At 69.5% G+C, this 26,844-nt stretch carries 21 protein-coding genes; 8 read left to right on the plus strand and 13 right to left on the minus strand.

Annotated elements, in window-relative coordinates; genetic code table 11:
• The first annotated feature begins 1 nt into the window (after position 1).
• The 3 genes from AC0VYM_RS13985 to AC0VYM_RS13995 are packed head-to-tail and all read left to right on the plus strand — an operon-like array spanning position 2 to position 2,921.
• The gene (locus tag AC0VYM_RS13985; RefSeq protein WP_475462705.1) at positions 2–2,164 is read left to right on the plus strand and encodes a heavy metal translocating P-type ATPase; all 2,163 of its coding nucleotides are present in this window, start codon (positions 2–4) and stop codon (positions 2,162–2,164) included.
• Positions 2,161–2,790, plus strand: coding sequence for a methyltransferase family protein (locus AC0VYM_RS13990; RefSeq protein ID WP_475462706.1), 630 nt, complete (start codon positions 2,161–2,163; stop codon positions 2,788–2,790). Before AC0VYM_RS13985 ends, AC0VYM_RS13990 begins: the two co-directional genes overlap by 4 nt.
• Positions 2,787–2,921 carry a hypothetical protein gene (locus AC0VYM_RS13995; RefSeq protein WP_475462707.1) on the plus strand — a complete coding sequence of 45 codons (135 nt, stop codon included), beginning with the start codon at positions 2,787–2,789 and terminating at the stop codon, positions 2,919–2,921. The genes AC0VYM_RS13990 and AC0VYM_RS13995 overlap by 4 nt, the downstream gene beginning before the upstream one ends.
• Before the next feature lie 455 nt (positions 2,922–3,376).
• Here AC0VYM_RS13995 and AC0VYM_RS14000 read toward each other — a convergent pair whose 3' ends face one another.
• The 8 genes from AC0VYM_RS14000 to AC0VYM_RS14035 form a co-directional block, all read right to left on the minus strand.
• Complete coding sequence (locus AC0VYM_RS14000) at positions 3,377–4,444, minus strand: C40 family peptidase (protein ID WP_475462708.1); 1,068 nt, start codon at positions 4,442–4,444, stop codon at positions 3,377–3,379.
• Positions 4,437–5,321 carry a replication-relaxation family protein gene (locus tag AC0VYM_RS14005; RefSeq protein WP_475462709.1) on the minus strand — a complete coding sequence of 295 codons (885 nt, stop codon included), beginning with the start codon at positions 5,319–5,321 and terminating at the stop codon, positions 4,437–4,439. Before AC0VYM_RS14005 ends, AC0VYM_RS14000 begins: the two co-directional genes overlap by 8 nt.
• Before the next feature lie 23 nt (positions 5,322–5,344).
• Complete coding sequence (locus AC0VYM_RS14010; protein WP_475462710.1) at positions 5,345–7,597, minus strand: type IV secretory system conjugative DNA transfer family protein; 2,253 nt, start codon at positions 7,595–7,597, stop codon at positions 5,345–5,347.
• Positions 7,598–7,659: 62 nt separating this feature from the next.
• Entirely contained in the window at positions 7,660–9,459 is a 1,800-nt protein-coding gene (locus AC0VYM_RS14015) for a VirB4 family type IV secretion system protein (protein ID WP_475462711.1), read from the minus strand.
• Between the two features lies 1 nt (position 9,460).
• A complete protein-coding gene (locus AC0VYM_RS14020) occupies positions 9,461–10,390 on the minus strand; it encodes a PrgI family protein (RefSeq protein ID WP_475462712.1) in 930 nt (309 codons plus the stop codon).
• A complete protein-coding gene (locus AC0VYM_RS14025; RefSeq protein WP_475462713.1) occupies positions 10,391–11,815 on the minus strand; it encodes a TrbL/VirB6 family protein in 1,425 nt (474 codons plus the stop codon). It lies immediately after the preceding gene.
• 20 nt (positions 11,816–11,835) lie between these two features.
• Complete coding sequence (locus AC0VYM_RS14030) at positions 11,836–12,186, minus strand: pilin (protein ID WP_475462714.1); 351 nt, start codon at positions 12,184–12,186, stop codon at positions 11,836–11,838.
• A gap of 194 nt (positions 12,187–12,380) precedes the next feature.
• Positions 12,381–13,118, minus strand: a complete 738-nt coding sequence (locus AC0VYM_RS14035; protein ID WP_475462715.1) for a hypothetical protein — start codon at positions 13,116–13,118, stop codon at positions 12,381–12,383.
• Between the two features lie 293 nt (positions 13,119–13,411).
• Between AC0VYM_RS14035 and AC0VYM_RS14040 the strand changes: the two genes are divergently transcribed.
• The 4 genes from AC0VYM_RS14040 (at position 13,412) to AC0VYM_RS14055 (ending at position 17,903) form a co-directional block, all read left to right on the plus strand.
• Positions 13,412–14,269: a hypothetical protein gene (locus AC0VYM_RS14040; RefSeq protein ID WP_475462716.1), complete on the plus strand. Its 858-nt coding sequence runs from the start codon at positions 13,412–13,414 to the stop codon at positions 14,267–14,269.
• Positions 14,266–15,144 (plus strand): hypothetical protein, encoded by an 879-nt coding sequence (locus AC0VYM_RS14045; protein WP_475462717.1) that lies wholly within the window; start codon positions 14,266–14,268, stop codon positions 15,142–15,144. Before AC0VYM_RS14040 ends, AC0VYM_RS14045 begins: the two co-directional genes overlap by 4 nt.
• Positions 15,141–16,346: a DNA cytosine methyltransferase gene (locus AC0VYM_RS14050; RefSeq protein WP_475462718.1), complete on the plus strand. Its 1,206-nt coding sequence runs from the start codon at positions 15,141–15,143 to the stop codon at positions 16,344–16,346. Before AC0VYM_RS14045 ends, AC0VYM_RS14050 begins: the two co-directional genes overlap by 4 nt.
• A gap of 327 nt (positions 16,347–16,673) precedes the next feature.
• Positions 16,674–17,903 (plus strand): tyrosine-type recombinase/integrase, encoded by a 1,230-nt coding sequence (locus AC0VYM_RS14055; protein ID WP_475462719.1) that lies wholly within the window; start codon positions 16,674–16,676, stop codon positions 17,901–17,903.
• Between the two features lie 125 nt (positions 17,904–18,028).
• Here AC0VYM_RS14055 and AC0VYM_RS14060 read toward each other — a convergent pair whose 3' ends face one another.
• The 5 genes from AC0VYM_RS14060 to AC0VYM_RS14080 all read right to left on the minus strand — a co-directional run bounded on the left by AC0VYM_RS14060 (position 18,029) and on the right by AC0VYM_RS14080 (position 24,625).
• Positions 18,029–19,405, minus strand: coding sequence for a nucleobase:cation symporter-2 family protein (locus AC0VYM_RS14060; RefSeq protein WP_475463035.1), 1,377 nt, complete (start codon positions 19,403–19,405; stop codon positions 18,029–18,031).
• A gap of 332 nt (positions 19,406–19,737) precedes the next feature.
• Entirely contained in the window at positions 19,738–20,943 is a 1,206-nt protein-coding gene (locus tag AC0VYM_RS14065; RefSeq protein WP_475462720.1) for a hypothetical protein, read from the minus strand.
• Positions 20,940–22,163, minus strand: coding sequence for a hypothetical protein (locus tag AC0VYM_RS14070; RefSeq protein WP_475462721.1), 1,224 nt, complete (start codon positions 22,161–22,163; stop codon positions 20,940–20,942). Before AC0VYM_RS14070 ends, AC0VYM_RS14065 begins: the two co-directional genes overlap by 4 nt.
• Positions 22,160–22,858: a hypothetical protein gene (locus tag AC0VYM_RS14075; RefSeq protein ID WP_475462722.1), complete on the minus strand. Its 699-nt coding sequence runs from the start codon at positions 22,856–22,858 to the stop codon at positions 22,160–22,162. Before AC0VYM_RS14075 ends, AC0VYM_RS14070 begins: the two co-directional genes overlap by 4 nt.
• Positions 22,859–22,939: 81 nt before the next feature.
• A complete protein-coding gene (locus tag AC0VYM_RS14080; protein ID WP_475462723.1) occupies positions 22,940–24,625 on the minus strand; it encodes an ABC-F family ATP-binding cassette domain-containing protein in 1,686 nt (561 codons plus the stop codon).
• Positions 24,626–24,886: 261 nt separating this feature from the next.
• On the opposite strand from AC0VYM_RS14080, the gene AC0VYM_RS14085 reads away from it, so the two are divergent.
• A complete protein-coding gene (locus AC0VYM_RS14085) occupies positions 24,887–26,722 on the plus strand; it encodes a glycoside hydrolase family 15 protein (RefSeq protein WP_475462724.1) in 1,836 nt (611 codons plus the stop codon).
• Positions 26,723–26,844: the final 122 nt, after the last annotated feature.

The raw sequence follows: 26,844 nt of genomic DNA on the forward strand, positions 1-26,844 counted from the left end.
CGTGTCTGACTTGTGCTGCGGAGACGACCAGGAAAGCGGTCCGAGTGCTACGGCCCCGGTGCCCTCGCCAGGGCGCACGCCCAACACGCCCAGCTGCGAGTGCTGCGCCCCGACGGCCACCACGCCCCTACGCATCACCACGCCCCCCGCCCCGGACGCCGAGCCCGCGGACGACTGCTGCGGCACGGGAGCCCAAGCGGCCTCCGACGCCGAGGGCGACGGGTGCGGTGACCCCACCTGCTCCTCTCCGGCCGCCGACCACGAGGTCGGGCCCGCACCCTTCTGGCGGTCGGCCGCTCTGCGCTGGGCGGCTCTGGCCGGAGCCCTGTGGCTGGGCGGCCTGGTCACGGGATGGCTCGGGGCCCCGCCCGTGGCCGCCACCGCGCTCTTCGCGGGCGCCATCGGCGCGGGCGGTTGGACGTTCGTGCCCGGCACCCTGCGCGCGCTGGCCCGGGGGCGCCTGGGCGTGGGCACGCTGATGAGCGTGGCCATGGTGGGCGCGGTCCTGTTGGGCGAGGTCGGCGAGGCAGCGATGCTCGCCTTCCTGTTCTCGCTGGCCGAGGCCCTGGAGGACCACGCCGTCGCCCGCACTCGACACGGCCTACGCGCTCTGCTCGACCTGGTGCCCTCCCGGGCCACGGTACTGCGTGGTGGCCGCGAGGAGACCGTCGCTCCGGACACCCTGGTGCCCGGCGACCTCCTGCTCGTACGACCCGGCGAGCGCATCGCCACCGACGGCGTCGTCCGTTCCGGCCGCTCCACCCTGGACACCTCCACCGTCACCGGGGAGTCGGTCCCCGTGGAGGCCTGCGAGGGAACCGGGGTCTTCGCCGGGACGGTCAACGGCGGCGGGGCGCTGGAGATCGAGGCCACCGCCCGCGTGGCGGACAACTCGCTGGCCAGAGTCGTGCACATCGTCGAACGCGAACAGGCACGCAAGGGCGCCGCCCAGCGCTTGGCCGCCCGCATCGCGCGCCCCCTGGTCCCCGGCGTCCTACTCGTGGCGGCGGTGATCGCCGTCGGCGGCGCCCTGTTCGGCGACCCCGCGATCTGGATCGAACGGGCCCTGGTGGTGCTGGTAGCCGCCTCGCCGTGTGCGTTCGCCATTTCCGTCCCCGTCACCGTGGTCGCCGCCATCGGCGGCGCCGGACGTACCGGCGTCCTGGTCAAGGGCGGCGCGGCTCTGGAGGCCTTCGGCACCGTCAGGGTGGTCGCTCTGGACAAGACGGGCACCCTGACCCGCAACGCGCCCACCGTGGTCGGAGTCGAACCCGTCTCCGGCCGCGCCCGCGAGGAGGTGCTCGCCCTGGCGGCCGCGCTGGAAGCCCGCAGCGAGCACCCCCTGGCCGCCGCGATCCTGGCCGCCCACCCCGACCCCGTCCCGGCTCGCGACGTCGAGGCGGTCCCCGGCAGTGGCCTGACCGGCGTCCTGGACGGCGTCCGGCTCAGGCTGGGCCGCCCCGGCTACGTTGAGGCTGGCCCACTCGCTGCGGCCGTCGTCCGCTGGCAGGACGCGGGAGCGACCACCGTGCTCGTCGAGGCGGACGGGGTGGTGGTCGGCGCGGTCGCCATCCGCGACGAACTGCGCCCCGAGGCCGCCGAGGCGGTCGCCGGACTCCACCGCATGGGCATGCGCACGGTGATGCTCACCGGCGACAATGTCCGCACCGCCCGAGCCCTGGCCGCACAGGCGGGCATCGAGGAGGTCCACGCCGACCTACGCCCCGAGAACAAGGCGCAGATGGTCACGGACCTGCGCCGACACGGACCAGTGGCCATGGTCGGCGACGGCGTCAACGACGCCCCCGCGCTGGCTACTGCCGACACCGGCGTGGCCATGGGCGCGATGGGCACCGACGTGGCCATGGAGACGGCCGACGTCGCCCTCATGGGCGAGGACCTGCGCGCCCTTCCGCGCGCGCTGGCCCACGCCCGCCGCGCCCGCCACATCATGCTCCAGAGCCTGGTGCTGTCGGCAGGCATCCTCCTCGTGCTGGTCCCGCTCGCCGCCGTGGGCGTCCTGGGGCTCGCGGCGGTCATCCTCATCCACGAGGCGGCTGAGGTCCTGGTCATCGCCAACGGCGTCCGCGCCGGACGGCGGGCCAGATCCGCAGGGCCCACCGGATCACTCCCGACCCGCGAACCCCAGGCGGTGGCCCGGTGACAGCGGCGGCGCTGGTCCTGTACCTGGTCGGCCTGGTCCTGGCCTTCGGCCTGCGCACGCTCCTCGCGTGGTGGACCACGGGCGACACCGGCTTCCGCCGACCCGACACGACCGCGTTCACCGCGCCCTGGTGGGGCACGGTCCTGTTCACGGCCGCCCTGCTGCTCGGCATCGCCGCACCGTCCTTAGACCTGCTCGACCTGCCGCCCTCTCCCCTGGCACTCCCCGCTCCCGTGGGCTGGGCCGGGGTGGCGGCGATGACCGCCGGGCTGGTGCTGGTGCTCGTCTCCCAGCGGGCGATGGGGCCCTCCTGGCGGATCGGGGTCGACGGCCACGAGCGCACCGCCCTGGTCACCGACGGCGTGTTCGCCCTGGTACGCAACCCCGTCTTCACCGGCATGGGCGTACTCCTGGCCGGGATGGTGGCCGCCGTGCTGACCACGTTCTCGCTGCTCGCCTTCGCGGTGTTCGTCGCGGCGATCCAGATCCAGGTCCGTAAGGTCGAGGAGCCCTACCTGCTGGATGCCCACCACGCGGCCTACGCGGACTACGCGGCGCGCACGAGTCGGTTCGTCCCCGGCATGGGCCGTATACAGCCCACCGCGTCCAGGAGAGGAGACCCGTGAGCGGCAACTGCTGTACCCCGTCCGACCACAGCCCCACCCCCGAAGACGATCGCACCGCACGCATCGCGCTGGCCATCATCGTCACTCTCAGCGTGATCATGCTCGGCGGTGTGGCGTACCTCCTTCTGTGACCCGCCCTTGGAGCAGGGCCCCGGAACGTGAGAAGACCTGCCTTCGGTGATCCGGGAACGCCTCACCGACGAGCGCGCTAGAGTTCCCCTCATGTCCAGGAACACCCGTCCGCAGCACCAGCGCACCTTCGTGGTGTCACTGCTGGTGCTGGTGGCACTGCTTCCTGTGCCAGCCTGTGCCACCACACGCAGACGGCTCCGGGCTTGGCGGCGGTGTCCACCGCCACGGACCAGTGCACGAAGAGCAGGCTCTGGGCGAAAACCCGAAAAACGAGGACAGGGATGAGGCTTCGCTGTATCACACGCGGCCGTAGTGGCGGGTGGGATGGAAATCGCCCCGCTCACCGCAAGACGGCAGGTTCGCAAAGGACCTTTCCAATTCTCCTCGTTGCGCCGCCCAGGACAAGTCGATGGCACAACGATGAGAATCGGACAGATCTAATGAGAACCTACAGTCAGGGGGCGGGACGTACGGCTCCGGCGAAGGCTTCAGCGTAGTAGGGCATGTCGATCGGGTCGATCCTCACGTCCTTCCCGGTGGAAGGCGCGTTGACCATCTCACCTCCACCGATGTACATGGTGACGTGCCCGGGCTGCGGGTCGGGTCCGCGGTTGAAAAACATCAGATCCCCGGGCGCCAGTTCCTCCCAAACGACGCGGGTGCCGTGGTTGAACTGGTCGGTGGTCACACGAGGCATAGTGACCCCGGCTGCGGCCCAGGCCTGCTGGGTGAGCCCGGAGCAGTCGAACCCGTCCGGGCCGGTCCCTCCCCACACGTAGGGCTTTCCTACCTGGGTGAGTGCCCATTCCGCGGCGGCGATCCCTTCCGGGCTGCCCGGCCCTGCCACGCTGCCGCCGGTTCCAGGGTGCAGAGCGTCGTAGCGATCGACTTCGGCTAGTACCTCTTCGACGTACCACCAGGCCGGGTTGTAGCGGTACAGAGCGTTCTCAAGGTCCTGACGATCGTTGAAATCGACCGGTTCGCCTTGCGCGCTCTGACACAGCTCGACCGCGGTCGAGGCCACCGAGTCGAACACGTTGTGTGGGTCGGCTTCGGATCCCCCTCGCGCGTTGACCCCGTACCGGTCCCAGTTCGCCGACAGGTGCTGGGTCACCCCCACCGCACGGTCGTACTCGCTGTCGCCGTCCCACCGTCCCCCGTCGGTGTCGTAGTGGGGGGTGAGGTTACCGCCGACGCCGGAGCCGTCCAGGCGGGGGCCGATGAACGGCGGGTCGGTGGTGCCATCGGGATGGATGGTGGAGGTGGCGCCGTGGTCGGACTCCACGGATCCGATTCCGGCCAGGACCTGCCAGCGCAGCCCCGTGCACTGCTCGAACTCGGGGGCCTCCAGGGTCTGGGGGCCTTGTATGTAGGCCTGCAACAAGGTCGGATCGATTCCCTCCACCTCGTCCGGTGCCCCGGCACCGGGGGTGTTCATCGTGGCGCCCGCGAGCGAGATGACCAGGCCCGAAGCCAGAAGAACCCCGACCCCGAGGACGATTCCACAGCCGAAGCTAGCCACCGCTCCCCCTCCAGTCGAATAGGGGCGGCTGGTGCGCTCCCTCCTCAACCAGCCCGGTCAGCTTCCAGGGACGCAGATGGGGATCGTCCAGACGCGTCCACACCCGCCCGGCCGGGTGCTCGCCGCGCAGCGCGGTGGCCACTGGCACCGGGGTGTTGGCGCCCAGAGCCCGGCGCACGTGGGCCTCACGCCGCCGGGTGGGCAGCACGAACAGCACAACGCCGCGCGTGTCGGCGCTGGCGGCCAGCTCGTGATAGGCGTCGAGCTTGGCGGCCAGACGGCGCAGGCGTTCGGTGCCGTTGTCGTACTCCAAGAAGAAGGACACCGACACATCGCCCACGGTCCAGGTGCCCGCGCCGTCGGGGCGCACGATGTCGCCCCACAGGTCAGCGCACTCCTCCTCGGTCCACCACCGCAGATGCGCGTCCTGGGCTTCGTCGCGGGCGTGGGCGTACAGGTCGGTGAAGACCTGGTTGATGCCGATGGTGTGTTCGAGCCGGGTGCTGGTGACGTTGGCCAGCGCACGGTCGCGCCGGTACCCGAACTCGCGCAGGGTCTGTCCTTGTTCGGCGGCCAGGATCTCGGCGCCGGGCTGGTCCAGGACGTAGTGCCAGGGCGATCCCCCGCGTGGCTGCCAGGGCCGCAGCCGGTCCAGGGCACGGAGCTGGTGCAGCAGCGCAAGGCGCTGTTTGGCGGTGTTGTAGGAGTTCCAACCCAGGGCAGCGAGCTGGTCGGTGGTGAACATCCGGTGCCGCCAGATGAGCCGCATGAGGCGGCGGTCGCGGTCGGTCAGGCGTCGGGCCAGGGTTTTGATGGTCTCGGGGGAGCTGTGGGGGCGGATGGGTGCGCGGTGGTCGGGACGAAACTCCACGGACACGAAAACCTCCAGAGAAGGGGTGGTTAGCGGGTGCGGTTGGCGCGCGCGGCTTTGCGCACGGCGGTGGCCCGGTCAGGGATGGGTGGGGGCAGGGGTCGGGTGCGCAGGGTGAAAGCGGGGGAGAGGGCGCCGTTGGTGACCAGGCGGGCGGCGGCCTGGTACCGGGCCAGGTGGGACAGGTCGTGTTCGGTGATCTCGGGGTGGACGTGCCGGCCCAGGTGGTGGGCGTCCTCCGGGCTCAGATCGAAGAACACCTTCGAGCGGGCGTTGGCGCTGGTGGCCTCGCGCAGATCCCGAGGGAGTTGGGCCAGATCCTGATGGGCGATGGTTAATCCCGCCCGGTAGGCCCTTGCTTCGGCGAGCATGTCGCCCAGCCCGAAGGGGAGCGTGAGGAAGTTCTGTGCCTCGTCCAGATAGATGCTGATGTCCGCCCGGTCGGCTTCGCGCTGGCGGGCGCGGGCCAGGATCCCGTTCCAGGTCTGGGCCAGCACCAGCGATCCGAGCAGGGAGGAAGTGTCTTCTCCGACCACGCCTTTGGGTAGGCGGGCGATGATCACCGCTCGGTCATCGAGCAGCGCGGACATGTCCAGGGACTCGCGGGGGCGGGCAGCCAGCAGATCCCGGGCGAAGTCGCGCAGCAGGACGGCCCTGAGCTTGTTGAGCAGGGGTGCGGTGGCGTGGCTGCGGGCCTGGTCGGAGAGGTTGTCGTACCAGCGCCAGAATCCGGCCAGTACCGATTCCTCTTCCAGGTGGGCGATGGTGCGTGCGCGGAAGCTGGAGCTTTCCAACAGCTTGGGGATGTTGGACAGGGACGCCTGTGGGGAGGCCGCCAGCGTCAAGCAACAGGAGCGGAGGATGTCGTCGGTGCGCGGCCCCCAGTTGTCGCGGTAGATGCGCGAGAACACCCCGGTGACCATGTCGGCCGTCCGCACCGGATCGGTGCCGCCCAGCACGTTCAGGCTCGGGGGCGGGGCGTCATCGTCGGGGTCGATGAGGATGACGCGGTCCAACGCTGATTCGGGCATGCGGGACAGCAGAAGGTCGGACTCGCCTTTGGGTTCGATGATCACGCAACCGCGGCCTTTGGCGATGTCGTCCAGGGCCATGCCCATGAGCAGGGTGGTTTTGCCGACGCCGGTGCCGCCGATGATGTGGGTGTGCTGGCGCGCGTCCGCGGTGCGCTGGGCGATGGTGCGACGTTCGCTGTGCTCGGCCGTACCCAACACCCGGGCCTCGGGCAGGTCGACTACCACTTGCGGCGGGGGAGGCACCGGGCGGGCCGGAGCACGCTGAAGACCAGGGACGGTCTCATCCAGCGGCAGATGCGCGATGGCCGCCAGCTCGCGGGCGGTGAGCAGATCCCCCGAGCCCATGGTGCGGTGTTGGGATCGAGCCCACGCCCGCACCCAGAACCGATGCCGCTGGTAGTAGTTGTGGCCGCTGAACACCGCCCACGCGGCTGCCACCGCGTGCGCACGACCCCGTCGGCGCTGACGAGCATCACCGTCACGGCCGGGAGAGAACACCAGGTACCGGACCTGGGTCTCCAAGCGGGGTTGGGTGGACTTGTTCAGGATCGCCTGGATCTCCCGCCCCACCTCCGGGCGCAACGCCAACAGGTTCGTTGACCGGTGCCCGCCCGGGGTGAGAGCGTCGAACACCCCACCATTGGGGGAGTAGTCATAGCGCAACGAGGACGCGGCCTTGTTGGCACGACGTAGCCTGCGGCCGGTGACCGGGCGCACGCCTACCTGGACCAAAACCTGGTCGTCCCCGGTCAGGTCGCCAGCGGCGCCGATCAGCGCCCGCAGCGGGTCTTCCTCGAACTGGTGCTGGATCGGGTAGTGGTCCGGGCGGGCCAGGCGCACCCGGCCCCCGTGTACGAAGAGCTTTCCGTGTGCGGGGGAGACGGTGCGGGTGGTGGCGGATGCGCCCGGCCAGGCTGAGCTGATGGCCCGTTCCACCATGCCGGGGGGCAGGGGCCCGGGCACCCACATACGGATCCGCAGGCCGTGCACGCTCATCGCGTACTCCCACACCAGGTGCGGTTGACCGAACACCATCCGTTTCCACCAGGGGCGCAGGGTGCCCAGCATCTGCCGCCACAGATCCTCGGCCCCGGCCAGGTCACTTTTGGGCGGGGGCAGGATCTCCACGAGGCGGGCCTCGCGCCGCCACCTGCGCTGGCGTACCCAGCTCAGACCATGGCGGACCAGGATCTGGCCGAGCACGGTGATCGGGGCGGCGACGGCGAGCACGAGGCCGTGGGAAGCCACCAGGGCAACGACAAAGGTTCCGACCGCGGAAGGCAGTGCACCCAGGTCAACGATCCAGCTGCTCACAGCAGGTCCTCCCCGTCTTCGTCCAGGTCCTCGAACTCGGGGGAGAGGCCGGTGGACCCCTCGGCAGCGAGCTCTTCGGGGTTGGTGGTGACCAGGGCATGTTCGGCGTCGCTGGCCACCACCCGGTAGGCCACCCGTAGGTCCGCGCCGCTGCACAGCAGGGCATCACCCGGTGCGGCGGTGAGCAGGTACTGCTGCTCTCCCTCGGAGAGGTTGAAGGCTGATGCGACCTCGTCGATGGCCTGCGGGGCTTGGCGCATGAGGATCTGCGTGCTCGCGTTGGCCACAATGGCTTTGCCCAGGTCGGAGCCGAGCACGTCCGCGGCGTCCTGCGTGGCCAGACCGAACGCCGTCCACCGCTTACGCGCCGCCTTGGCCAGTCGGAACAGGAACTTCGCGCCTTCGGGCTCCTGCATGAGGATCCAGCCCTCGTCCACCAGCACCATGCGGGGGTGGTCGGGGGTGGCGTCGGCGACGGTGCGCCAGATCGAATCCAGCGCCAGCAAGGTGCCGACGGCTTTGAGCTCGTCGGGCAGCTGGCGCAGCGACCAGGACACCAGGTGCCCAGTGGGCCGATGGGTGGTGGGTGCGCGGAACAGTTCGTTGTAGGAACCGGACACGTACGGCTGGAGCTGGACGGCCAGATCTTGGGCGTGCTCGTCGGCGTCGGCCGCCAGGGTCGCCGCCAGGTCCACCAGGAGCGGGGCCTGCCTGGACCAGGTCGAGGCCTCACCGGTGATCCCGGCCTCCCGGTAGGTGGACACCAGAGCCCGATCGAGCGCGGCGCGCTGACGGGCGGACAAGGCACCGCCCAGCATCACCGCCATCAGGGTGTGCAGGAACAGCGCACGCCGACTGACGGCGTCGCGCCGGGATCTGGAGTCCGCCGCCAGATCCAGGGGGTTCACGTGGACCCCGGGTTCCCCGAGCCGAAGGACGGTGCCGCCCACGGCCTGGGCGAGGCGGGTGTATTCGTCTTCGGGGTCGATAACGGCAGCGGTCACGCCCGCGTACAGGTTTCGGAGCAGGTCGAGCTTGCAGTGGTACGACTTTCCGGCGCCGCTGCGGGCCAGCGTCACGGAGTTGTAGTTGTCGCCGGACCAGCGGTCCCACACCACCACCCCGGAGCTGCTGGCGTTGAGTCCGTACAGCACGGCTCTGTTAGTGGTTTGCACGGCCAGGTCGGGGGAGGCGAAGGGAAAGCTCGCGGAGAGCGCGGCGGTGTCCATGCTGCGCTTCTGGTCGAGCGGATCCACGCCCACGGGCAGGCCGGCGATCCACCCTTGGAGCTGGCGGTAGGAAGCGGGCCGCACGTCCAAAAGCATGGAAGAGCACAGGGAGCGGACGTGGTCGACCTCTTCGGTCAGTGCCTCCTGTGAGGGCGCGTGCACGGTGAGGTACAGACCGACTCTGAAGAGTTTGCCTTCGCCCCGGGCCAAGCTGGCCGCCATCTCCCGTGCGTCTTCGGCGGCGACCTCGGCCTCGAAGTCTTCGAGCTTTCCTTTTTCGGCCGTGGTGCGGCTGGATGCTTCGAGCTTGGACATCTGCCGCCGGAGCCGGTCGGCTGCGGTCTGGGGCGGGATCGGGTCGATGTGCAGAGACACGTCCAGGCGACCGGGGTAGGTGAGTAGGGGTTCGGCCCAGCCGTGACCCACCTCGGCGGGGTAGCCGGTCACCGCCCAGGAAGCGCTCACTCCGCCCCCTACGCGCAGGTGCCGGGGCGCGATCTCTACCTCAGCGGCCACCGGCCCCTCACCGTCAGCTGTCCTGGCACGGTTCTTCTTGCGGGTGAGCACCTCAGACCTCCTCGGTTGCGGTGGGGCCGGTGATGACCGAAGTGGGGCTGGAGAGCCCTTCGGGAGGCACATGGCGACTGGAGGGATCGGCTGCGGAGGCGAGGATTGCGGCGACCTGCCCGCCGCTGAGTACATGCGCCCGGGACCCGGCGGCGGACAGTCCGCGCACGGCGTCCTCGGCCCGGCGCCGTACTGTGCTCGCGGCATGGGCGGCATCGCCGCCTCTCTCGCGCAGCACCAGAACGATCTGGCGCCGCAACAGGTCCCGGGACTGGGCCAGATCGGAGAGGAAGTCGGCATGGCCACGGGCGGCGCGCTCCAGGGCCGGGTGCGGCATCGTTGGTGCCCCTCGGTCCAGGGCGTCCACCAAGGGGTCCAACTTGATGGACTCGGCCCGCACCAACAGCTGCACAGGGCTGTTGAGCGAGTTTAGGTAGGAGGCGAACCCGTTCACCAACCCCGCCTGCTCAGCGGAGGTGCGCAGCGCGAACGAGACAGTGGAGCACGACACCAGTACGGCGCAGCCGTGTTCGGCCAGGTCCACCACCCCCTCATCGGAAATCGACGTCACCGGCAGATCCAGCGGGCTGGGCAGCGGTGGAGTGGTGGCATTCACCCACGAGGGAAGCGGGTTGGCGGTGGGTGCTCCGGTGGCGCGCGGTTTGGGGGAGCGCAGGAATCTCAGTGCTGCCACAAGAAGGCGGTCCAGGCTGAGCCCATCGCGCCTGACCAGCGCGGCGGCCACTGCCGCCCCCATCACCGGTACCGCGGCGACCACGAACACGATCGGCGGCACCAGGTGGTCGAGGCTGCTGTAGGCGGCCCAGAGACCTACCCCGGGCACCCCGATGATCGCGAGCTGGCGGGCGGTGAGACCGGCGAGGATCTTGTCCTCGCGCTCCACATCGGCGGGCATGCGTACGCGCGTCATTCAGCGCCTCCTTCGAGGACGAGAACGAGGGGTGGGTGGATCGAATAGTGGATCCTGGCGTGGCAGCGGGATCCGGGGAGGGACGTTGCGGGCGCCTGGTAGCGGATCCTGTCGGGGCTCGGGATCGCGCCAGCCCGGCAGCGGGTCCTGGCGTGGCGGTGAGGGCCGGGTCAGCTCGGGTTGGTAGTAGCGGCGGCGCTCGCGCAGACGTGCCTGCGCACGACGGTCGATCTGCCGGTCGATGCCGGGCAGCGCGTCCTGCCGGTACGGCAACCGGGCGCTGAAATTGGGTAGTTCGGGCTGATGCCACCGACGTGGTGGACCCGTGGAAGATCCGGAGGACGCCGCAGCCTGGGGCGAGGAACGGGTTGGAGTGTGCCGCGACGCTGCCGCATGCGACGCGGTGGACGCTCCCTTCTTCGCCGCGAAGGCTTTGCCCAGACCACGGAAGATCAACAGGCTGGCGACCAACTTGGTCCCCTTGACCAGGGGCGAATTCTGGTAGTTGAACACCTGCCGGAACGCCCAGAACGGGATCCTGACCAGCACGTACATGCAGCAGATGATCAACAGGACATCGATCACGTTCTCGGCGGCCTCGATGAAGGTCGGGGCCGCGTTGCGCGAGAGGAACAGCACGAGCATCAGCCGCAGCACGATCGCCTGGCCGATCTGGATGATCATTAATGCGCCCATGGCCCGCCACCACAGACGGGCGAGTCGTTCGGTCTGGGGAAGGGCGTGGCAGGCCAAAGCCAGGGGGGAGATAGCGGTGAGCAGGATCCACAGCACGATGCGCAGGATCGCCGCCAGCATGAAGAAGAAACTGAGCAGCGAGCCGACCAGCATCAGCAGCAGCAGGACCAGCGCTTCCCCGCGCGGGTTGTCGAAGACGCGCACGAGGGTCTCGGTGACGTTCTCGACGGTGGCCGCCCCGTCGAGCAAATTGATCGCGATCCCGTTGGCCAGCTCGCGCATCATCTCGGTGAGCAGAAATGAGGAGTTCGCGGCGATGAACCCGAGCACCACTCGGGGGAACAGTTCCTTGACCCCGACCGAGGTCTGCACGGTCTGGTAGCTCATCAGCAGGATTCCCGCTGCGACGACCAGCAGCACGTAGAGGCTGTTGGCAACCGCGAGGTGTTCACCCCAGATGGTGCGGATGCCCTCGGTGGGGGGCGGGGTGGCCAGCGCGGGTAGGGCCGCCAGCGTCACCGTGAACTCGATCGCGTCCGCGATGAGCCCGACCACCCAGAGGTAGAACCCCACGGTGACCCGGCACCCGAAGTCGACTGGCCCGCATTCCTCGGGGTCGGTGGGGGTGGACTCAGTTGAGTCCCCAGGCAGGTCCGCAGGCAGAACAGCCGCCCCGACTTCAGTGGGGGCCCACAGGAGTCCGCCACTGGCACCCAGGATCAGCACCACGTACCTGACGCATGGTCTCATCACAGCCCCACGAACCCGCGCAGGATCTGGACCAGGATCGGCGCGAGGATCGCCACCAGATACCCCAAAGCGGCGTACTTCAACGTGTCCTTGGCCTTGTTGACCTCACCCGGGTCGCCGCCGGCTAGCAAGTACCTGAGCCCGCCGATGGTTAGCAGCAGCGTTGCCAGCACGACCAACAGGCCCACCAACCAGTTCCGCACGTTGGTGATCACGGCGTCCAGTTCGCTGACCCCGGGCTCCTCGGCCTCTTGCGCCCACACAGGCGAGACCTCACCCAAAACCACGACCAAGCCCACGGCCACCCCCAGAACTAGGGTGGGCAGCAGATAGTTCTTGACCGCCTCCATCGCTGTCACCTCGATTCGGTGAAGCCCCGCGATAATTAGCGGGACACACGAATCCAGGGCCGGGGCGAAGACGCCGACTCCTCCTTTCCCTCAATGGCGCTTTCGGTGGTGGGCGTTCGGCACCTTCTTCGCCCCGGCTGGTGTGTCCCCTTTTGGCGGGGGAGGAGGAACTCTCCTCACCCATCAAAAGGAATTCAGGTGGTGATATCGCTCATCGGCATCTCAGATTCGTCTGTGGCCAGGGATGATGCCAGCCGTTCCTCGGCAGCTTTCCGCCACCGACGCGCGGTGATGTAGGACAGCCGCAGATCCTTGGCGACCTGGCTCAACGGCTTACCCTCCAGACGGGTCCGCGCCACCAGGTCGGCCTCCACCGAGGTCACTACTCCTGCGGACATGGCCTCGGCCAATACCGTGACCGGCCCTCGGCCGCTGCTGCGTCCTGCGGCGGCCAAGCTCGGGTCCCAGGCCGCCACCGCGCTCGCTTCGCGCACCTGGCGGTAGCAGTACCTGTTGGCAGTGTTGGTCACCGCTGACCAGAGCCGATGCTGCACGTCGACCACACCAGCGGGCAGGGATCGCACCTGCTCCAGCAGTGCTGTGAGTAGTTCCGACTCCACATCCGGGATCTGTTGCGCGGGCACACGTGCATACCGGGCGCATGCGGTCACCATGGGCGGCAGCATCGCCCCGGCGGCGATGACCGTCCACGTGGACTCGCCCGAACGCGCGTGGGCGAACACCCGGTGCCAGAGCTCATCGGTCTGGTTCTGCGGCCCCCCACGCAGCCGGTCCAGGACCTGGGCAGCGGTCAGCTCCGCAGCGTCGATACCCTCCACCGAAGCGGTGGGCAGGGTGGGCTGGCCAGGCCCTGTGGTGAGCAGAGCGAGCGTGCGCCGCAATACCTCGAATGGCTGATCGGTGTGTTCCATGTCGAACTCCCATCTCTTTCGGGGAGTCCCATGAAGCACGACTGGATTCGCAGAAAATGAGCAGAAGATCAGCACAGAAGTGCGCACACGAGCTGCGTCTTATCTGCTCACGCAAACGGATCCGATGTGTGCTTCGCGCACACTTATGCCCAAATCAAGTGCAGGGAAAGTCCAGCGGCTCGGGCTGGTGCGTACGTGGTGCGTACGGTTTCTCACCTGGGCAATGAGCGAAAATCGCCATCTCGTTCCTTTTGATAGTGAGGCGCGTTCGACACCCAGCCGACCACTTACCGATGACCCACCATCCATCACCTCGCACACGGCTGCTGCTGATCGACGGCAGTCCGGGGGCGACGACCTTGCTCGTCCTGGCCGCCCACGGGGCGATCCCCCGATTCGATGCCGCCGTGGTGCTCGACACCGGCAGGAACCTCGCTAACTACCTCCCGCTGGTCGCGTTGCGGCGGATGGCCGTCACAGCGGACATGGACTGGATCCTGGCCCAGGCCGGCGACACGGTTCGGGCCGCCCTCGACGGCTCCGCGGTGCCGTTGCAGCTGTTCACCCTCACCCCTGACGGAGCGCAGGGACGGTTGCCGCACGGGTGCACACGCCGCCAAAGTTTCGCCCTCGTCGGCGTCGTGCGTCACCTACTCCGGTATCCGCGCCCCAGACCGGTTCCCGACGGGATCCTGGCCGAGTGCGCCACCGGCACCACCCTCGGCCAGGCCCAGGCACCGCCGTCGACCGGTCCGCGCTACGTCCGGTTGCGGCACCCGCTGATCGAGATCGGGTGGACCCGCAGCGACTGTGCGGCATTCCTGGCCCACCACGATCTCCCCGTAGAACTCGACCTGGCATGCGTGGCCTGCCCGCTGCGCACCAACCGGTCCTGGCGGCACCTCCGCGAAACCGCCCCGGCAACGTTCGCCGACGCAGTTGCCGTGGACACCACGCTCCGGCACGGCCACCCTTCCCCGGCACTGCGCGGCATGCCGCCCGGCACGCAGTTCTTCCTTCATCCCGATCGTGTGCCCCTGGACCAGGTGGACCTGACCCAGTCCGGCGGGTCTGAGCTCAGCGGCTGTACGCCGTGGACGAGCCGCGGCAACGGGTCCGGCAGCTCGGAGCAGAGAGGCGGCAACCGATGAGCGCCACCACTACGACCACTGCGCCGACGCTGCGACTGCTCTCCCTCGGGGCCGGGGTTCAGTCCACGACTCTGCTCCTGCTCGCGGCCCAAGGCGCCATCGAACCCTTCGACTACGCCTTGTTCGCCGACACCGGATGGGAACCCCGCAGCGTCTACCGACACCTGGAACGTCTGGAACACACCGCAGCCGAAGCGGGCATCCCCATCATCCGTGTCAGCGCGGGCAACATCCGCGACGACGCCCTGGACGAGCGGCATCGGTTCGCCTCGATGCCGCTGTTCGTCCTGGGAGCCGAAGGCCAGCGGGGAATGGCCAGGAGACAGTGCACCAGCGAATACAAGATCCGCCCTCTCAAGCGCGAAGCCCGTCGCCTGCTGGGCTACCCGCACCCCACCCGCGTTCCCACCAGGGTCTACGCCACCCAGGCCATCGGCATCAGCGTGGACGAGGTCCACCGCGCCAAGGACGCCGACGTCCGCTACCTCAAGAACACCTTCCCGTTGCTGGACCTGGGCTGGACCCGCCGTGACTGCCGCGCCTACCTGACCGCCCACGGATGGGGGCACACCCCGCGCTCAGCGTGCGTTGGCTGCCCCTACCGGTCCAACACCTCCTGGGCCGAACTGCGAGCAACAGCACCGGCGGAGTTCGCCGACGCCGTCGACTTCGATGCCCAGATCCGGCACGGCCACCCCGCAGCGGCAAAGCGCGGCATGCCGCTACGCGGCACCTACTACCTGCACGCCTCCCGAACACCGTTGACCGACGTCGACCTCGGCATCGACTCCGGCCCCGAACCGGAAGGGTGCGCCCCGTGGTCGTGCCGCGGCGATACCGATACCGGATCGGCATCCGACGGTGAGGCCTCATGACGACCACAACGCAACCCCACAGGACCCCTCAGGCAACGCGGCCGACTCTAATCGGATCCCTGTGCAGCGGCTATGCCGGACTGGACATGGGCGTTGCCGCAGCTCTGGGAGGTGAAACGCGGCTGGCCTGGGTCGCCGATCACGACCCTCATGTCGCGGGCCTGCTCGAACACCGCTTCCCTGGGACCCCCAATCTCGGTGACCTGGCAACCGTCCACTGGCCGGCTGCGGACCGGGTTGATGTGATCACTGCCGGGTTCCCCTGCCAGGACGTCAGCGCGGCTGGGGCAGGCGCTGGAATCGAGAAAGGAGAACGTTCTGGTGTCTGGTTCCGAGTCATGGACGCCGTTCGCCATCTACGACCATCACTCCTCGTGCTGGAGAACGTGGCCGCCCTCCGCTGGCGAGGACGCGGCTTCGACCGCGTACTCGCAGACCTGGCCCGTGCAGGGTATGACGCACGCTGGTGTTGCGTACGCGCCTCCGACATCGGTGCGCCCCACAGGCGCGAGCGCGTGTTCGTTACTGCCCACCCCGTGCGCGAGCGACGGGGCCCGGGGCCCGTCCGATCCGAAACGGCGTACGCGGCGCGGACGCCAGGTGCGGGTCGGCGATGTGCTGTGCCATCCGCCCCACACACCCGCGTACGCACGCACCCGCACTGCGCACACCACCGCTCGCACGCGCACCCCCGGGCCTCTGCTGCCCACACCCCTGGCCAGCGATGCCACCAAAGGCAGCCCGAGGCAGCGGGATTCACGCGGGCACCCCACGCTGCCCTCCGCGGCCATCGGTACCCACACCGGCGACAGCACACCCCGGCGCCGTTCGCGTACGCATGGGGCACCTACGAACCGGCGATCCGGCACTGGGAGAAGGTGCTCGGCAGAGCGGCACCAGCGCCGACCGAAGTCGGCACCCGGGGACAACCCCGATTGAGTCCCGAACTGGTCGAGTGGATGATGGGCCTTCCCGAAGGGTGGGTCACCGCCCTGGACCTCGGCATGCCGCGCCGTGCCCAGCTTCAGGCCCTCGGTAACGGGGTGGTGCCGCAGCAGGCGACCGTTGCCGTGCGGCACCTGTTGGACGAAGTCGCAAACGAAGTTCGCCTACCTGGTGGCCGCTGCTGCTTGCCCCGTCACGTCAGCGGCATGCCGCAGTGCTGCCGCGGCAACCGCGGTGACCGAGGGAGCGCCGAATGAGTGAACGGCATCGACCGACAAACAGGCGCCGCGAACAGCTTCCTGAGCAGCTGAGCACTACCTACGATTCGAGTTCCTCCGGGGCAGCCGCGCCGCTGGAGTTGTTCACTCCGGCCCAGACCGCCGAAAAGCTCAAGGTCCCCGAGTCCTGGCTGCGTAAGCGGGCCTCTGCCCGGCTGGTGCCCTGCACCTTCCTCGGTAAGCACCTGCGGTTCAGCGCCGATGACCTTGCGCAGATCATCCACGATGGTCACCGAGACCCCGTGGCCGGACCTGTGGGCCGCCCCCGGAGAAGAACCGAGTAACCCTTGAAAGGAGTTCGTACGCATGGCGTATGCAGAAAAGCGAGGCAAGTCCTGGCGCGTCAAGTACAAGAGGCCCGATGGCAACTGGGCCTCGGAGTCCGGGTTCGAGACCAAGAAGGCAGCGCTGGATTGGGGCGGTGACCAAGAGACGGATATTCGCCGACAGTCCTGGATCGACCCGAAGCACGCTGATGAGCAGTTCGGCCCTTTCGCGGAAAGGGTTTTCAACGCAGCGCGCTTGGCCAGTAATACCCGAGAGCGGTACCGGTCTCACCTGAATGCTCACATTCTGCCTCAGTGGGAGAACTGGACGCTGGGCGCGATTTTCGGAGGCCACCTGGAAATTCGTGCCTGGGCCACTAGATTGCATGCTCAACTGGCTGAACCAACGGTGGCTTCGATCTACTACTACTTCTCCCAGGTCTTGGAAGAAGCGGTTCGCGCTCGTAAGCTCCCGGGGAATCCTGCCAGAATGGTGCGGGTGACGACTGGCGGGTATGAAGCTGAGCATCAGGTGGCTACGTCAGTGCAGGTGCTGCGGGCAGCAATGCGCCTGTATAAGACCTTCGGGAAGGCCGGGATGGTTCTGGCACTACTCAACAGTTACACAGGGCTGCGATGGTCTGAGCAGGTCACGTTGCGTCCCTGTGACTATGACAACGTCGTTCCGGCTGTACCTGTGCGCGCTCCGCTGCGTGAGACTGGTAGTGGCCGGATGGAGATCGCGGACAAGCCCAAGACCCCGGCTGGGAAGCGGTGGGTGCAGCTCCCACCCTTTCTGGACGCGCTTTACACCGACTTGGCACGTTCTTGCGAGCAGGAGTACCTGTTCACGAATTTTAGTGGAGGGTGGCTTCGTCGGACCAACTTCCAGTACCGGTTCTGGCGTCCAGCTTGGGATGGGAACCCAAACGAGCAGGCATGGATGCGGCAGTCGCTCGTTGAGGGCATCACGTTCCATGAAGCCGGCCGACACACTCACCGCACGTGGTTGGCTGAAGACGGGATCCCGGAGGTGGCGCGGGCCGCTCGACTGGGGCACAAGGTCCCGGGGATGGCCCGGGTCTATGAGCATGTGACCCCGGTGATGCTGGAACAAGTACTCAGAGTGCTCGAAGCCCGGTGGGCGGTGAGTGTCAGCACCCTGACCGAGGCGGAACGCGATCGCCTCTTCGTGATGGCGCCGACCCTCGAAGAGCAGTACCGTAAAGACATCAATGATGAGCTCTCTCCAGAGCCCGCTGATGACTGATCTCCCAGATATCTCCCATCTGGGGGACCAGCCCTTCAGGTAAAAGAATCAGAGCAACCTTCTGACCAGTGATGAAGTTGGTGAATCAGGCTCGAAGTCGACTGAGGGCACGTGCAGGAAACGGCTCAGTCCGATGGAGCGGATTCCGCCCGGCGCCGCTCATCGGCGCTGCTCAGGACGTTGAAGAACACGTTGAGCACCAGCGCGGAGGCGGTCGCGGTGACGATGCCCGAGTGCAGGATCATCGTGGCCCAGTCCGGGAAGGCGGCGAAGAAGTCGGGGGAGGCGATCGACAGGATGCCGAACCCGAGCGAGACCGCCACGATCACCAGGTTCTGGTTGTCCTCGTAGTCCACCTTGCCGAGGGTCTGGATCCCGGCGGCCGCCACCGAGCCGAACAGCACCAGACCGGCGCCGCCCAGGACGGGCGAGGGGATCATCGCGACGACCCGGCCCAGGATCGGGAAGAGGCCCATCACGAGCAGCAGGACGGCGCCGGCGGCCACCACGTAGCGGCTACGCACCTTGTTGAGGGCGATCAGGCCGATGTTCTGGCTGAACGTGCTCCCAGGGAAGGAGTTGAACAGCGGTCCGACGACCGCCGTCGCGGCGTCGGCGCGCAGGCCGTCGGCCAGGCGGCGTCCGTCCACCTTGCTGCCCACGACCGCGCTGACCGCGAGGATGTCGGCCATGCCCTCGGACAGGATCACGATCATCATGACGCACATCGTGATGATCGCCGCGACCTGGAACTCGGGGGCGCCGAAGTGGAACGGCGTGGGCAGGGAGAACACCGGCCCCTGACCCACCGCGCCGAAGTCGACCTCGCCCAGGACGGCGGCGAACAGGGTGCCCAGCACCATGCCGAGGAGGATGGAGGCCCGGCCCCACACGCCGCGCAGGACCCGGGAGAGCGCCAGGATGATGAGCAGGGTTCCCCCGCCCAACAGCAGGTTCGTGTCGGAGGGCGTTCCGGTCTCGCTGTTGTCGGTGATCCAGCCGATCGCGACGGGGATCAGGGAGAGGCCGACGACGGTGATCACGCTGCCGGTGACCACCGGGGGGAAGAAGCGGATCAGACTGGCCATCACCGGAGCGATGAGGATGCCGAAGAGCCCGGCGACGATCGAGGCGCCGAAGACGGCGGGCAGGCCACTGGACTCACCGATCGCGGTCATCGCGGTGATCGGGATGAACGAGGCGCCGATCACCAGCGGCATGCGCATGCCGAACCGCCACACGCCCAGTGTCTGGACCAGCGTCATCAGACCGGCGACCAACAGGGCCGCGCTGATGATCAGGCCGGTCTCCACCGGGTCCAGGCCCACGGCGGCGGCCATGATGAGCGGCGGGGTCACGACCCCGGCGTACAGGGCGAGGATGTGCTGGACGCCGTAGGTGACCAGGAACCGCAGGGGCGGACGCTCGTCCTCGGGCCGCTCGGTGGCGGCGGGGGTCCGGTCTTCGGACACCGTGTCCGAGCCGCCCTTGGGGAACTTCATCGTGGTGGGGCCTTCCGGTGTGGATCGATCGCGCACCAAATCATCGGATGATCCGAATTGACATGCAAATTCGGGGGGTTCGACTGGAGGAAGACACAAAAGCGGACGGCGCGGGCGTGATCACCACGCGTCATGAGGGCTGGAGCGGGCGTTGCCGGACGGGATACCCGTCCGGGCCCCGCACCGCCCTGCCCGACGGCTTTCCAGGGCGGATCGGGGTTCCGGGAGACGCGTCGGGGCCCGGTCGCGGACACCTCCACGACCGGGCCCCGACGTGACGAAGAACGCCCTCCGGGCGTCCGCCGCGCACACGCGCGACGGACGCTCCGGACTCAGCCCCGCGCACCACCGCCCAGGATCCGCTCGACCAGGTCCGGGGCGGTGGTGCCGTACCCGGTCGCCGCCCACACACTGTGCTCCGCGGGCACCGCGTAGTACGGCGACGGCCGGTCCCGGGAGGTGTCCAGAACGGCCCTCGGGGGCACGTGGGAGCGCACGTCGCGTCGGCAGTCGGGACAGGCCGGAACCGTCGTCGCACGGGGGCTCGCCGGTACCCGCAGGCTGACCGGGGCCGTCACACCCTGGTGCCGGGGGTCGAAGAAGCAGTGGCGCGGTGAGGGACCCGCCGTCAGCGCTGCCTCGCAGTGGTCCAGCAGCACGCGTACCCCGACCAGGTCGGACATGTCACCGGCGGTGTCCAGCACCCGCGCGGCGGCCTCGTAGGTGGCCAGGGCCTTCGACGCGCGGGAGCGCGGCCCCTTGAAGTGGGCCACCCTGCGACCGTAGGAGGGCAGGTCCCGGGTGAGTTCCCGGCGCAGTTCCTCCTGGGCGGCGGCGTCCACCGTGTCGACCACGGCCTCCGAGAGAGGGACGACCCGGACCGGCCGGAGCGCGCGTCGGCGCAGGGCCCACAGGCCCAGGCCCACCAGAGGGAGCGAGGCGACCAGCACGACCACCAGGGACACGGTGCGGCGGCCCGGCTCGGAGCCGGACGCCAACCGCTCGTACTCGCGGGCCGCCGCCCGTTCGTCACCCAGCAGGTCCAGGGCGAGGTCGAGCCGTTCGTCCAGGTCGGCGCGGGCCATGTCGGGGCGTTCGTTGACCACGGTCAGGGCCATCCGCACCGTGTCCGAGGAGGGACCGGGTGTCCGGTCCCCGTCGGAGCGCACGGCGACCACGGTGTGACCGGTGCCCACCACCAGATAGGTGCCCTCCGTCTCGGCCCGGTTGGCCAACGCGGTGGCCATCGACCGGGGCGCGTTCTGCCAGGGAGTGACGGCGACGTACACGTGCGGCAGCTCCCGAGCGATGCGTTCGCTGAGCTCCACGGCCCGGACCTGGGACAGGATCGTCGACCGGTCGCCGTCGAGGTGCCGGTCGGGGTGGACGTAGACGGGGTCCTCGGCCAGGTGTTCGGCGACGACCACCGGACTGAGGATCCGGTCCGGGCCGGAATCCGCCGGAGCGGCCGCGGCTGCGGCGGGGGCGGACCACAGGACCGGCAGGCAGAGGAGCAGGGCGGTGAGGGCGCGGATCATGAGGGGACTCCCAGCAGTGTTCGGACCTGTGCGAAGGGCTCGCGACCGCTCAGCGCGGCCTCGGCCCAGGGGTCGTCCACGTCGGACACGTGCACACGGCGCCCCTCATGCCGGAGGTACATGCCCATTCCGCGGACCGACCTCGTGGACGCGCAGGCCGCGCACACCCTCCACCGGCGGCGGGTGCCGTCCAGGTGGAAGTCCCGCCGTTCCGTGGCCGGGGCGTGCAGGGGGTTGTTCCGGCAGGGGGCGGCCTCGCCCGCGTGCGGATGGACGAGCGCCCTCCGTCCGTGCCGCGCCAGGACCAGCCCGCAGACCAGTGCCGTGACCGGGGGACCTGAGGAGGAGGCGATGAGCCCCGCCGCGTCGTAGGCCTCCCGTGCACGCGGCAGCCCCTCGTGGCCTGGAGGGGTCGCCTCGAACTCGCGGCGCAGCGCCCGCAGTTCACGGGCCAACCTGCTCCGGATCCGGCCGCGGGAGCCACGGCTGGCGACTGTGAACCAGGCCCCCGTCTCCTGGTCGGACGCGGGGGAGAGGTACCGAACGGACCACCTCAGGTACAGGATGGCGACGAGGACCCCGACCACGACCCCGGGGATCGCCATCAGCCATGCCAGGTCGCCGCGCGACATGATGTGGTCGGTCCGCTGCTCCACGTCGGGGTCGGCGTCACGGGTGAGCGGGGTGGCCTCCACGTGGGTCCTCGGTGACTCGTCCAGCACCGCGACGATCCTGGAGACGGAGTCCGCGGGTCGGAGGTCGTGCGGGAGGTCCGACCCGTCGAGTACGGGGGTGACGGGGCTGTCGAAGGCCGCCGTGGCCAACCGGCCGTCCGTGGTCACCGCCACGTAGACGCCGTCGGCGCCACTCACCTCGTGCAGGGCGTGCAGGAACAGGGTGGGCTGGCCGCCGGTCTCGTCCGTGGGCGGAGCGGCGTACATGACCACGTACAGGGGCACGTCGCCGTCGAACGCCTCGGAGACCTCGGCCGCCATCGCGCGCCGGGCCTTCTCGTCGGGTTGTCCGGGGAACAGGTGGCTCACGTGGACCGGGTCCCGCGCGAGTTCCTCGGCCACGCGTACGACCCGGGTCAGGTCGTCGATCTCCGCCACGTCGCGCGGGCCCTCGACGGAACTCTCCGCCAGGGCCGCGGGTCCGGGAAGAAGCATCGACGCGAACAGCGCGGTCAGCGCGAGCGCCAGGAGGCGGAGGGGCCTCATACCGTGCCCCTCCGAGACCGGCGGAACGTCGTCACGCCGCCCACCACCAGGGCGGTGCCCAGTGCGCTCACCGCGAAGACGGCCGTGCCGGGCCAGGTGACGGTGAGCCAGCGCTGGGTCGGCCACCCCGCGGCGGCGGAGTCCGGACCCGGCTCGGCTCCGAGGCTCCGGACGTACTCGGTCTCGGCTCGGGCGGTCCGTTCGTCCAGGTTCGGGAAGGTGGCCGCGCGCAGCAGCCGGTCCAGCTGGTCGCGCGGATCCTCCGGGTAGGCCCCGGTGTAGGACGTGTAGGTGGCGGACTTCGAGGGGAGTCCCGCCCCGCTCAGAAGTGAGGCGCCCACGTGGTTCGTGTGGGGCGAGAACACCACGAGCGGGCGATCGCTCTCGTAGCGCACCGCGTCGGCCAACCGGCCGAGATCGGTGTGGGTCGGGTGGGCGACCACCAGGACGTCCAGAGGCACGCCCTCCTCGCGGACACGGGCACCCAGGTCGTCGGCGAGCTCCCGCCGGTCCAGGCGACCGGCGAGCTCCTCACTGACGAACACGCCGCCATGGCGGTCCAGCATGTCCGCGTAGAAGCCGGGGGAGTTCTCGGTCGGATCGGCGTGGGCCGGGGCGGAGAATCCGGCGAGCAGCACCGCGACGAGGGAGAACAGCAGGGGCAGGTGACTCCGACGGCCTGGGGGATACGGCATGGGAAGCCTTCTTCTCATGTTCTGTTGTTCTGTGCCACCTTATGTCGCCTCCCTCGTTCGGCCAGACCCGGCCCCGACCGCCTACCTGGCGCGTCGGACCCGGGTCTCGTCCCACACCGGCTCGTCCGACTCGTACACCCGGCCGTCGGCACCGAACACCACGAAACGGTCGAAGCCCCGAGCGAACCAACGGTCGTGGGTGACCGCCAGAACCGTCCCCTGGTAGGCGTCCAGGGCCGCCTCCAGCGCCTCCGCCGAGACCACGTCCAGGTTGTCCGTGGGTTCGTCGAGCAGCAGCATCGTGGTGCCCGAGAGCTCCAGCAGCAGCACCTGGAACCGGGCCTGCTGACCACCGGACAGGGTGTCGAAGGGCTGCTCGGCGCTGAGGGCCAGCTCGTAGCGGTCCAGGGCCCGGCCCGCCTCGTCCCGGGGCAGCCCGCGGCGGTTGCCCTGCCCGCTGTGCAGGATGTCGAGCAGTGTCCGCCCGACGAACTCCGGGTGCTCGTGGGTCTGCGCGAACCAGCCGGGCAGCACCCGGGCGCCCAACCGGGCCCGACCGGTGTGCGGCACCGGTTCGATCCGGGCCCGCTCCTCCTCGGGGACCAGCGAGGACTCGGGGTCGTCGCCGCCACCGGCGAGCAGCCGCAGGAAGTGCGATTTGCCCGAACCGTTGGAGCCCAGCACCGCGACCCGCTCGTCGTACCAGACCTCCAGGTCGAAGGGGCGCATCAGTCCGGTGAGCTCCAGGTTCTCGCACACCAGGGCGCGCTTGCCGGTACGCCCGCCGCGCAGCCGCATCCGCAGGTTCTGGTCCCGGGGCTGCTGCTGGGGCGGACCCGCCTGCTCGAACCTGTTCAGCCGGGTCCGCGCGGACTGGTACCGGGTGGCCATGTCCGAGTTGTAGGACGCCTTCTGCTTGTACATGGACACCAGGGCCCTGAGCTTGGCGTGCTCCTCGTCCCAGCGTTTGCGCAGCTCGTCCAGGCGGGCGAACCGCTCACGCCGGGCCTCGTGGTAGGTGTCGAAGGCACCGCCGTGCACCCACACGTCGTTGCCCGCCGCGCCCAGCTCCACCGTGACGATCCGGTCCGGGACCCGGCTGAGCAGTTCGCGGTCGTGGGAGACGAACAGGACCGACTTGGGGGTGGCGCGCAGGGCCTCCTCCAACCAGCGCTTACCCGGAACGTCCAGGTAGTTGTCCGGCTCGTCCAACAACAGCACCGGCGCGGGGCCGCGCAGCAGGGCCTCGATGACCAACCGTTTCTGCTCACCGCCGGAGAGTGTGCGCACCTCGCGCCACCGGCAGCGTTCGTAGGCGACCCCCAGGGCGGCCACGCAGCACTGGTCCCACACCACCTCGGCCTCGTAGCCCCCGGCGTCGCCGTACCGGGCGATCGCCTCCGCGTAGCGCATCTGCGTGGCCTCGTCCTCGGAGAGCATCATGGCCGTCTCGGCCGCCTCCAGGTCCGCGTGGGCACGGCGCACGGTCGTGGGGGAGACCGACACCAGGAGCTCGTGCACGGTGGTGGCGTCCCGCACGTGCCCCACGAACTGCGGCATCACGCCCAGCTCGCCGTCGACGGTGAGCGCGCCCGACTGGGGCGGGAACTCGCCGCGCACCAGGCGCAACAGGGTGCTCTTGCCCGCGCCGTTGGCGCCCACGAGCGCGGTCTTGGACCCCTCGCCGACCCGGAAGGACACCCCGTCCAGCAGCACCCTCCCGTCGGGCAGGGTGTGTGTCACCTGGTTGACGTCGACGTAGCCCACGACCGCTCTTCTCCACTGCTCACGACTCCCGCGCACGCTCGGGCGGCGCGAAAGGTCAGCGTTCCACGGGGGGCACGGCCGGGCAATCGGTTTTCCGTCGAGCCCGGGACCTTAAGAGTCCCTTAGCTGACACCTAAGGTCCGGTGAAACCCGATGTGTGCCCGTTCACCCCTGTTCTAGCGTTCTTTGCGCCGGTCAGTGACCGGGTGTCCGTGGACGACGTGGTCCCCGGGCCAGAAGGCGGCGGAGAAAGGCGGCGGGGTGACTCTCACACAGGGAGCGACGGGCACACACGAGGCGACGGAGCCGACTCATCGGGTCTGCTGCGCCGATCCTCGCGAGCGCCCGGTCCCGATCGAGCGCATGTCGATGCTCTCCAACCAGGCGTCCGTGGCGCTGCTGGGGCCGGACGCGCGCCTGCTCTGGTTCTGCCACCCCGAGCCGGACTCCAACGCCCTGTTCGCGGAGGTCCTGGGCGGCCGTCAGGCGGGGGTCTTCGCGGTCACGCCCGCCCACGGACGGATGCCGCTCGGCCAGCGCTACCTGCCGGGCACCATGACCGTGCGCACCCGCTGGTCCCGCCTGTCCGTGACCGACTACCTCGCCCACGACCACGATTCCGGGCCCGGCCGCACCGACCTCGTCCGGGTCGTCGAGGGTGCGACACCGGTGAACGTCGAGTTCGCCCCACGTCCCGACTTCGGCCGCGCCCCGGTGCGGATCGTCGCGGAGGACGACGGACTGCGCGTCCACGGGGCGGACTTTCCCCTGGTCCTGCGCTCCCCGGGCGTGCGCTGGCACATCGTGTCCGAGGACGGCCGGGACACCGCCCGGGCCACCCTCGAACCGGCCCAGGGTGAACCGGTGGTGCTGGAGCTGCGCTGCGGCTCCGACTCCCTGACCGCGCACCCCGTCCCCGAGACCGACCGCCGTTCCCGGACCGAGGGAGGGTGGAACGACTGGCTCTCCGGTGTCCGGCTGCCCCAGACCCAGCGAGAGCTGGTGGCGCGTTCGGCGTTGACGTTGCGTGGGTTGTGCACCCCGACCGGCGGGGTGATGGCGGCGGCGACCACGTCCCTGCCCGAGGAGATCGGCGGGGTACGGAACTGGGACTACCGGTACTGCTGGCTGCGTGATGGCGCCCTGACCGTGCAGGCCCTGGTCTCGCTGGGCTCGACCACCGAGGCCGAGGCGTTCCTGGACTGGGTCCACCGCGTCGTGGACTCCCTGCCCTCACCCGAACTCCTGCGCCCCCTCTACTCGCTGCGCGGCACCGACCTGGGCCCCGAAGAGGTCATCGAGTCCCTGTCCGGCTACGCCGGATCCCGCCCCGTGCGCATCGGCAACCTCGCCGACCACCAGGTCCAACTCGACGTGTTCGGCCCCGTCGTCGAACTCATCACCCACCTGTGCCGCGCCCGCGGGGAACTCACCGACCGCGACTGGGACCTGGTCCGCTCCATGGCCCAGGCCGTGGCCCGCCGCTGGCACGAGGCCGACCACGGCATCTGGGAGGAACGCGACGAACCCCGCCAGCGCGTCTACTCCAAGGTCATGTGCTGGCTCACCCTGGACCGCGCCATCACCCTGGCCCAGACCTACGGGCGCACGGTGGACCCCACCTGGCCCGACCTGCGCACCGACATCGCCCAGGAGGTGCTGGAGAAGGGCTGGAACGAGCAGGCCCAGGCCTACACCACCGCCTACGACGGCACCGACCTGGACGCCGCGTCCCTGCACATCGGCCTGTCCGGGCTGATCGACCCCGCCGACGAGCGTTTCCAGGCCACCGTCACCGCCGTGGAGGCCGAGCTGCGCTCCGGGCCCACCGTGTACCGGTACCACCGCGACGACGGCCTGCCCGGCGGCGAGGGCGGTTTCCACCTGTGCACGACCTGGCTGATCGAGGCCTACCTGCTCACCGGCAGGCGGGCCGAGGCCGAGGAGCTGTTCAAGCACCTGGTGGACAGCGCCGGACCCACCGGTCTGATCCCCGAGGAGTTCGACCCGGTCACCGAGCGCGCTCTGGGCAACCACCCCCAGGCCTACTCGCACCTGGGCCTGATCCGCTGCGCCCAACTCCTCGACCAACACTGACCCGAGAGCAGGGGCGTTCCCGGGGGAGCGCCCCTGCCCGTTCACGGCGTGGGACGTTCTTCGGCAGCCATTCCTGTGCCACTTTGGTCATCCGGGTTGCCCGGAAACGGGTCTGGCCCGCC

Source organism: Nocardiopsis sp. iso_237, from assembly GCF_056173345.1.

Bases quoted from the DNA above. Each gene is read 5' to 3' on its own strand.
- AC0VYM_RS14045 (WP_475462717.1), top strand. From the start codon at position 14,266: ATGAGCGCCACCACTACGACCACTGCGCCGACGCTGCGACTGCTCTCC.
- AC0VYM_RS14035 (WP_475462715.1), bottom strand. From the start codon at position 13,118: ATGGAACACACCGATCAGCCATTCGAGGTATTGCGGCGCACGCTCGCT.
- AC0VYM_RS14020 (WP_475462712.1), bottom strand. From the start codon at position 10,390: ATGACGCGCGTACGCATGCCCGCCGATGTGGAGCGCGAGGACAAGATC.
- AC0VYM_RS14040 (WP_475462716.1), top strand. From the start codon at position 13,412: ATGACCCACCATCCATCACCTCGCACACGGCTGCTGCTGATCGACGGC.
- AC0VYM_RS14050 (WP_475462718.1), top strand. From the start codon at position 15,141: ATGACGACCACAACGCAACCCCACAGGACCCCTCAGGCAACGCGGCCG.
- AC0VYM_RS14055 (WP_475462719.1), top strand. From the start codon at position 16,674: ATGGCGTATGCAGAAAAGCGAGGCAAGTCCTGGCGCGTCAAGTACAAG.
- AC0VYM_RS14065 (WP_475462720.1), bottom strand. From the start codon at position 20,943: ATGATCCGCGCCCTCACCGCCCTGCTCCTCTGCCTGCCGGTCCTGTGG.
- AC0VYM_RS14070 (WP_475462721.1), bottom strand. From the start codon at position 22,163: ATGAGGCCCCTCCGCCTCCTGGCGCTCGCGCTGACCGCGCTGTTCGCG.
- AC0VYM_RS14060 (WP_475463035.1), bottom strand. From the start codon at position 19,405: ATGAAGTTCCCCAAGGGCGGCTCGGACACGGTGTCCGAAGACCGGACC.
- AC0VYM_RS14075 (WP_475462722.1), bottom strand. From the start codon at position 22,858: ATGCCGTATCCCCCAGGCCGTCGGAGTCACCTGCCCCTGCTGTTCTCC.
- AC0VYM_RS14030 (WP_475462714.1), bottom strand. From the start codon at position 12,186: ATGGAGGCGGTCAAGAACTATCTGCTGCCCACCCTAGTTCTGGGGGTG.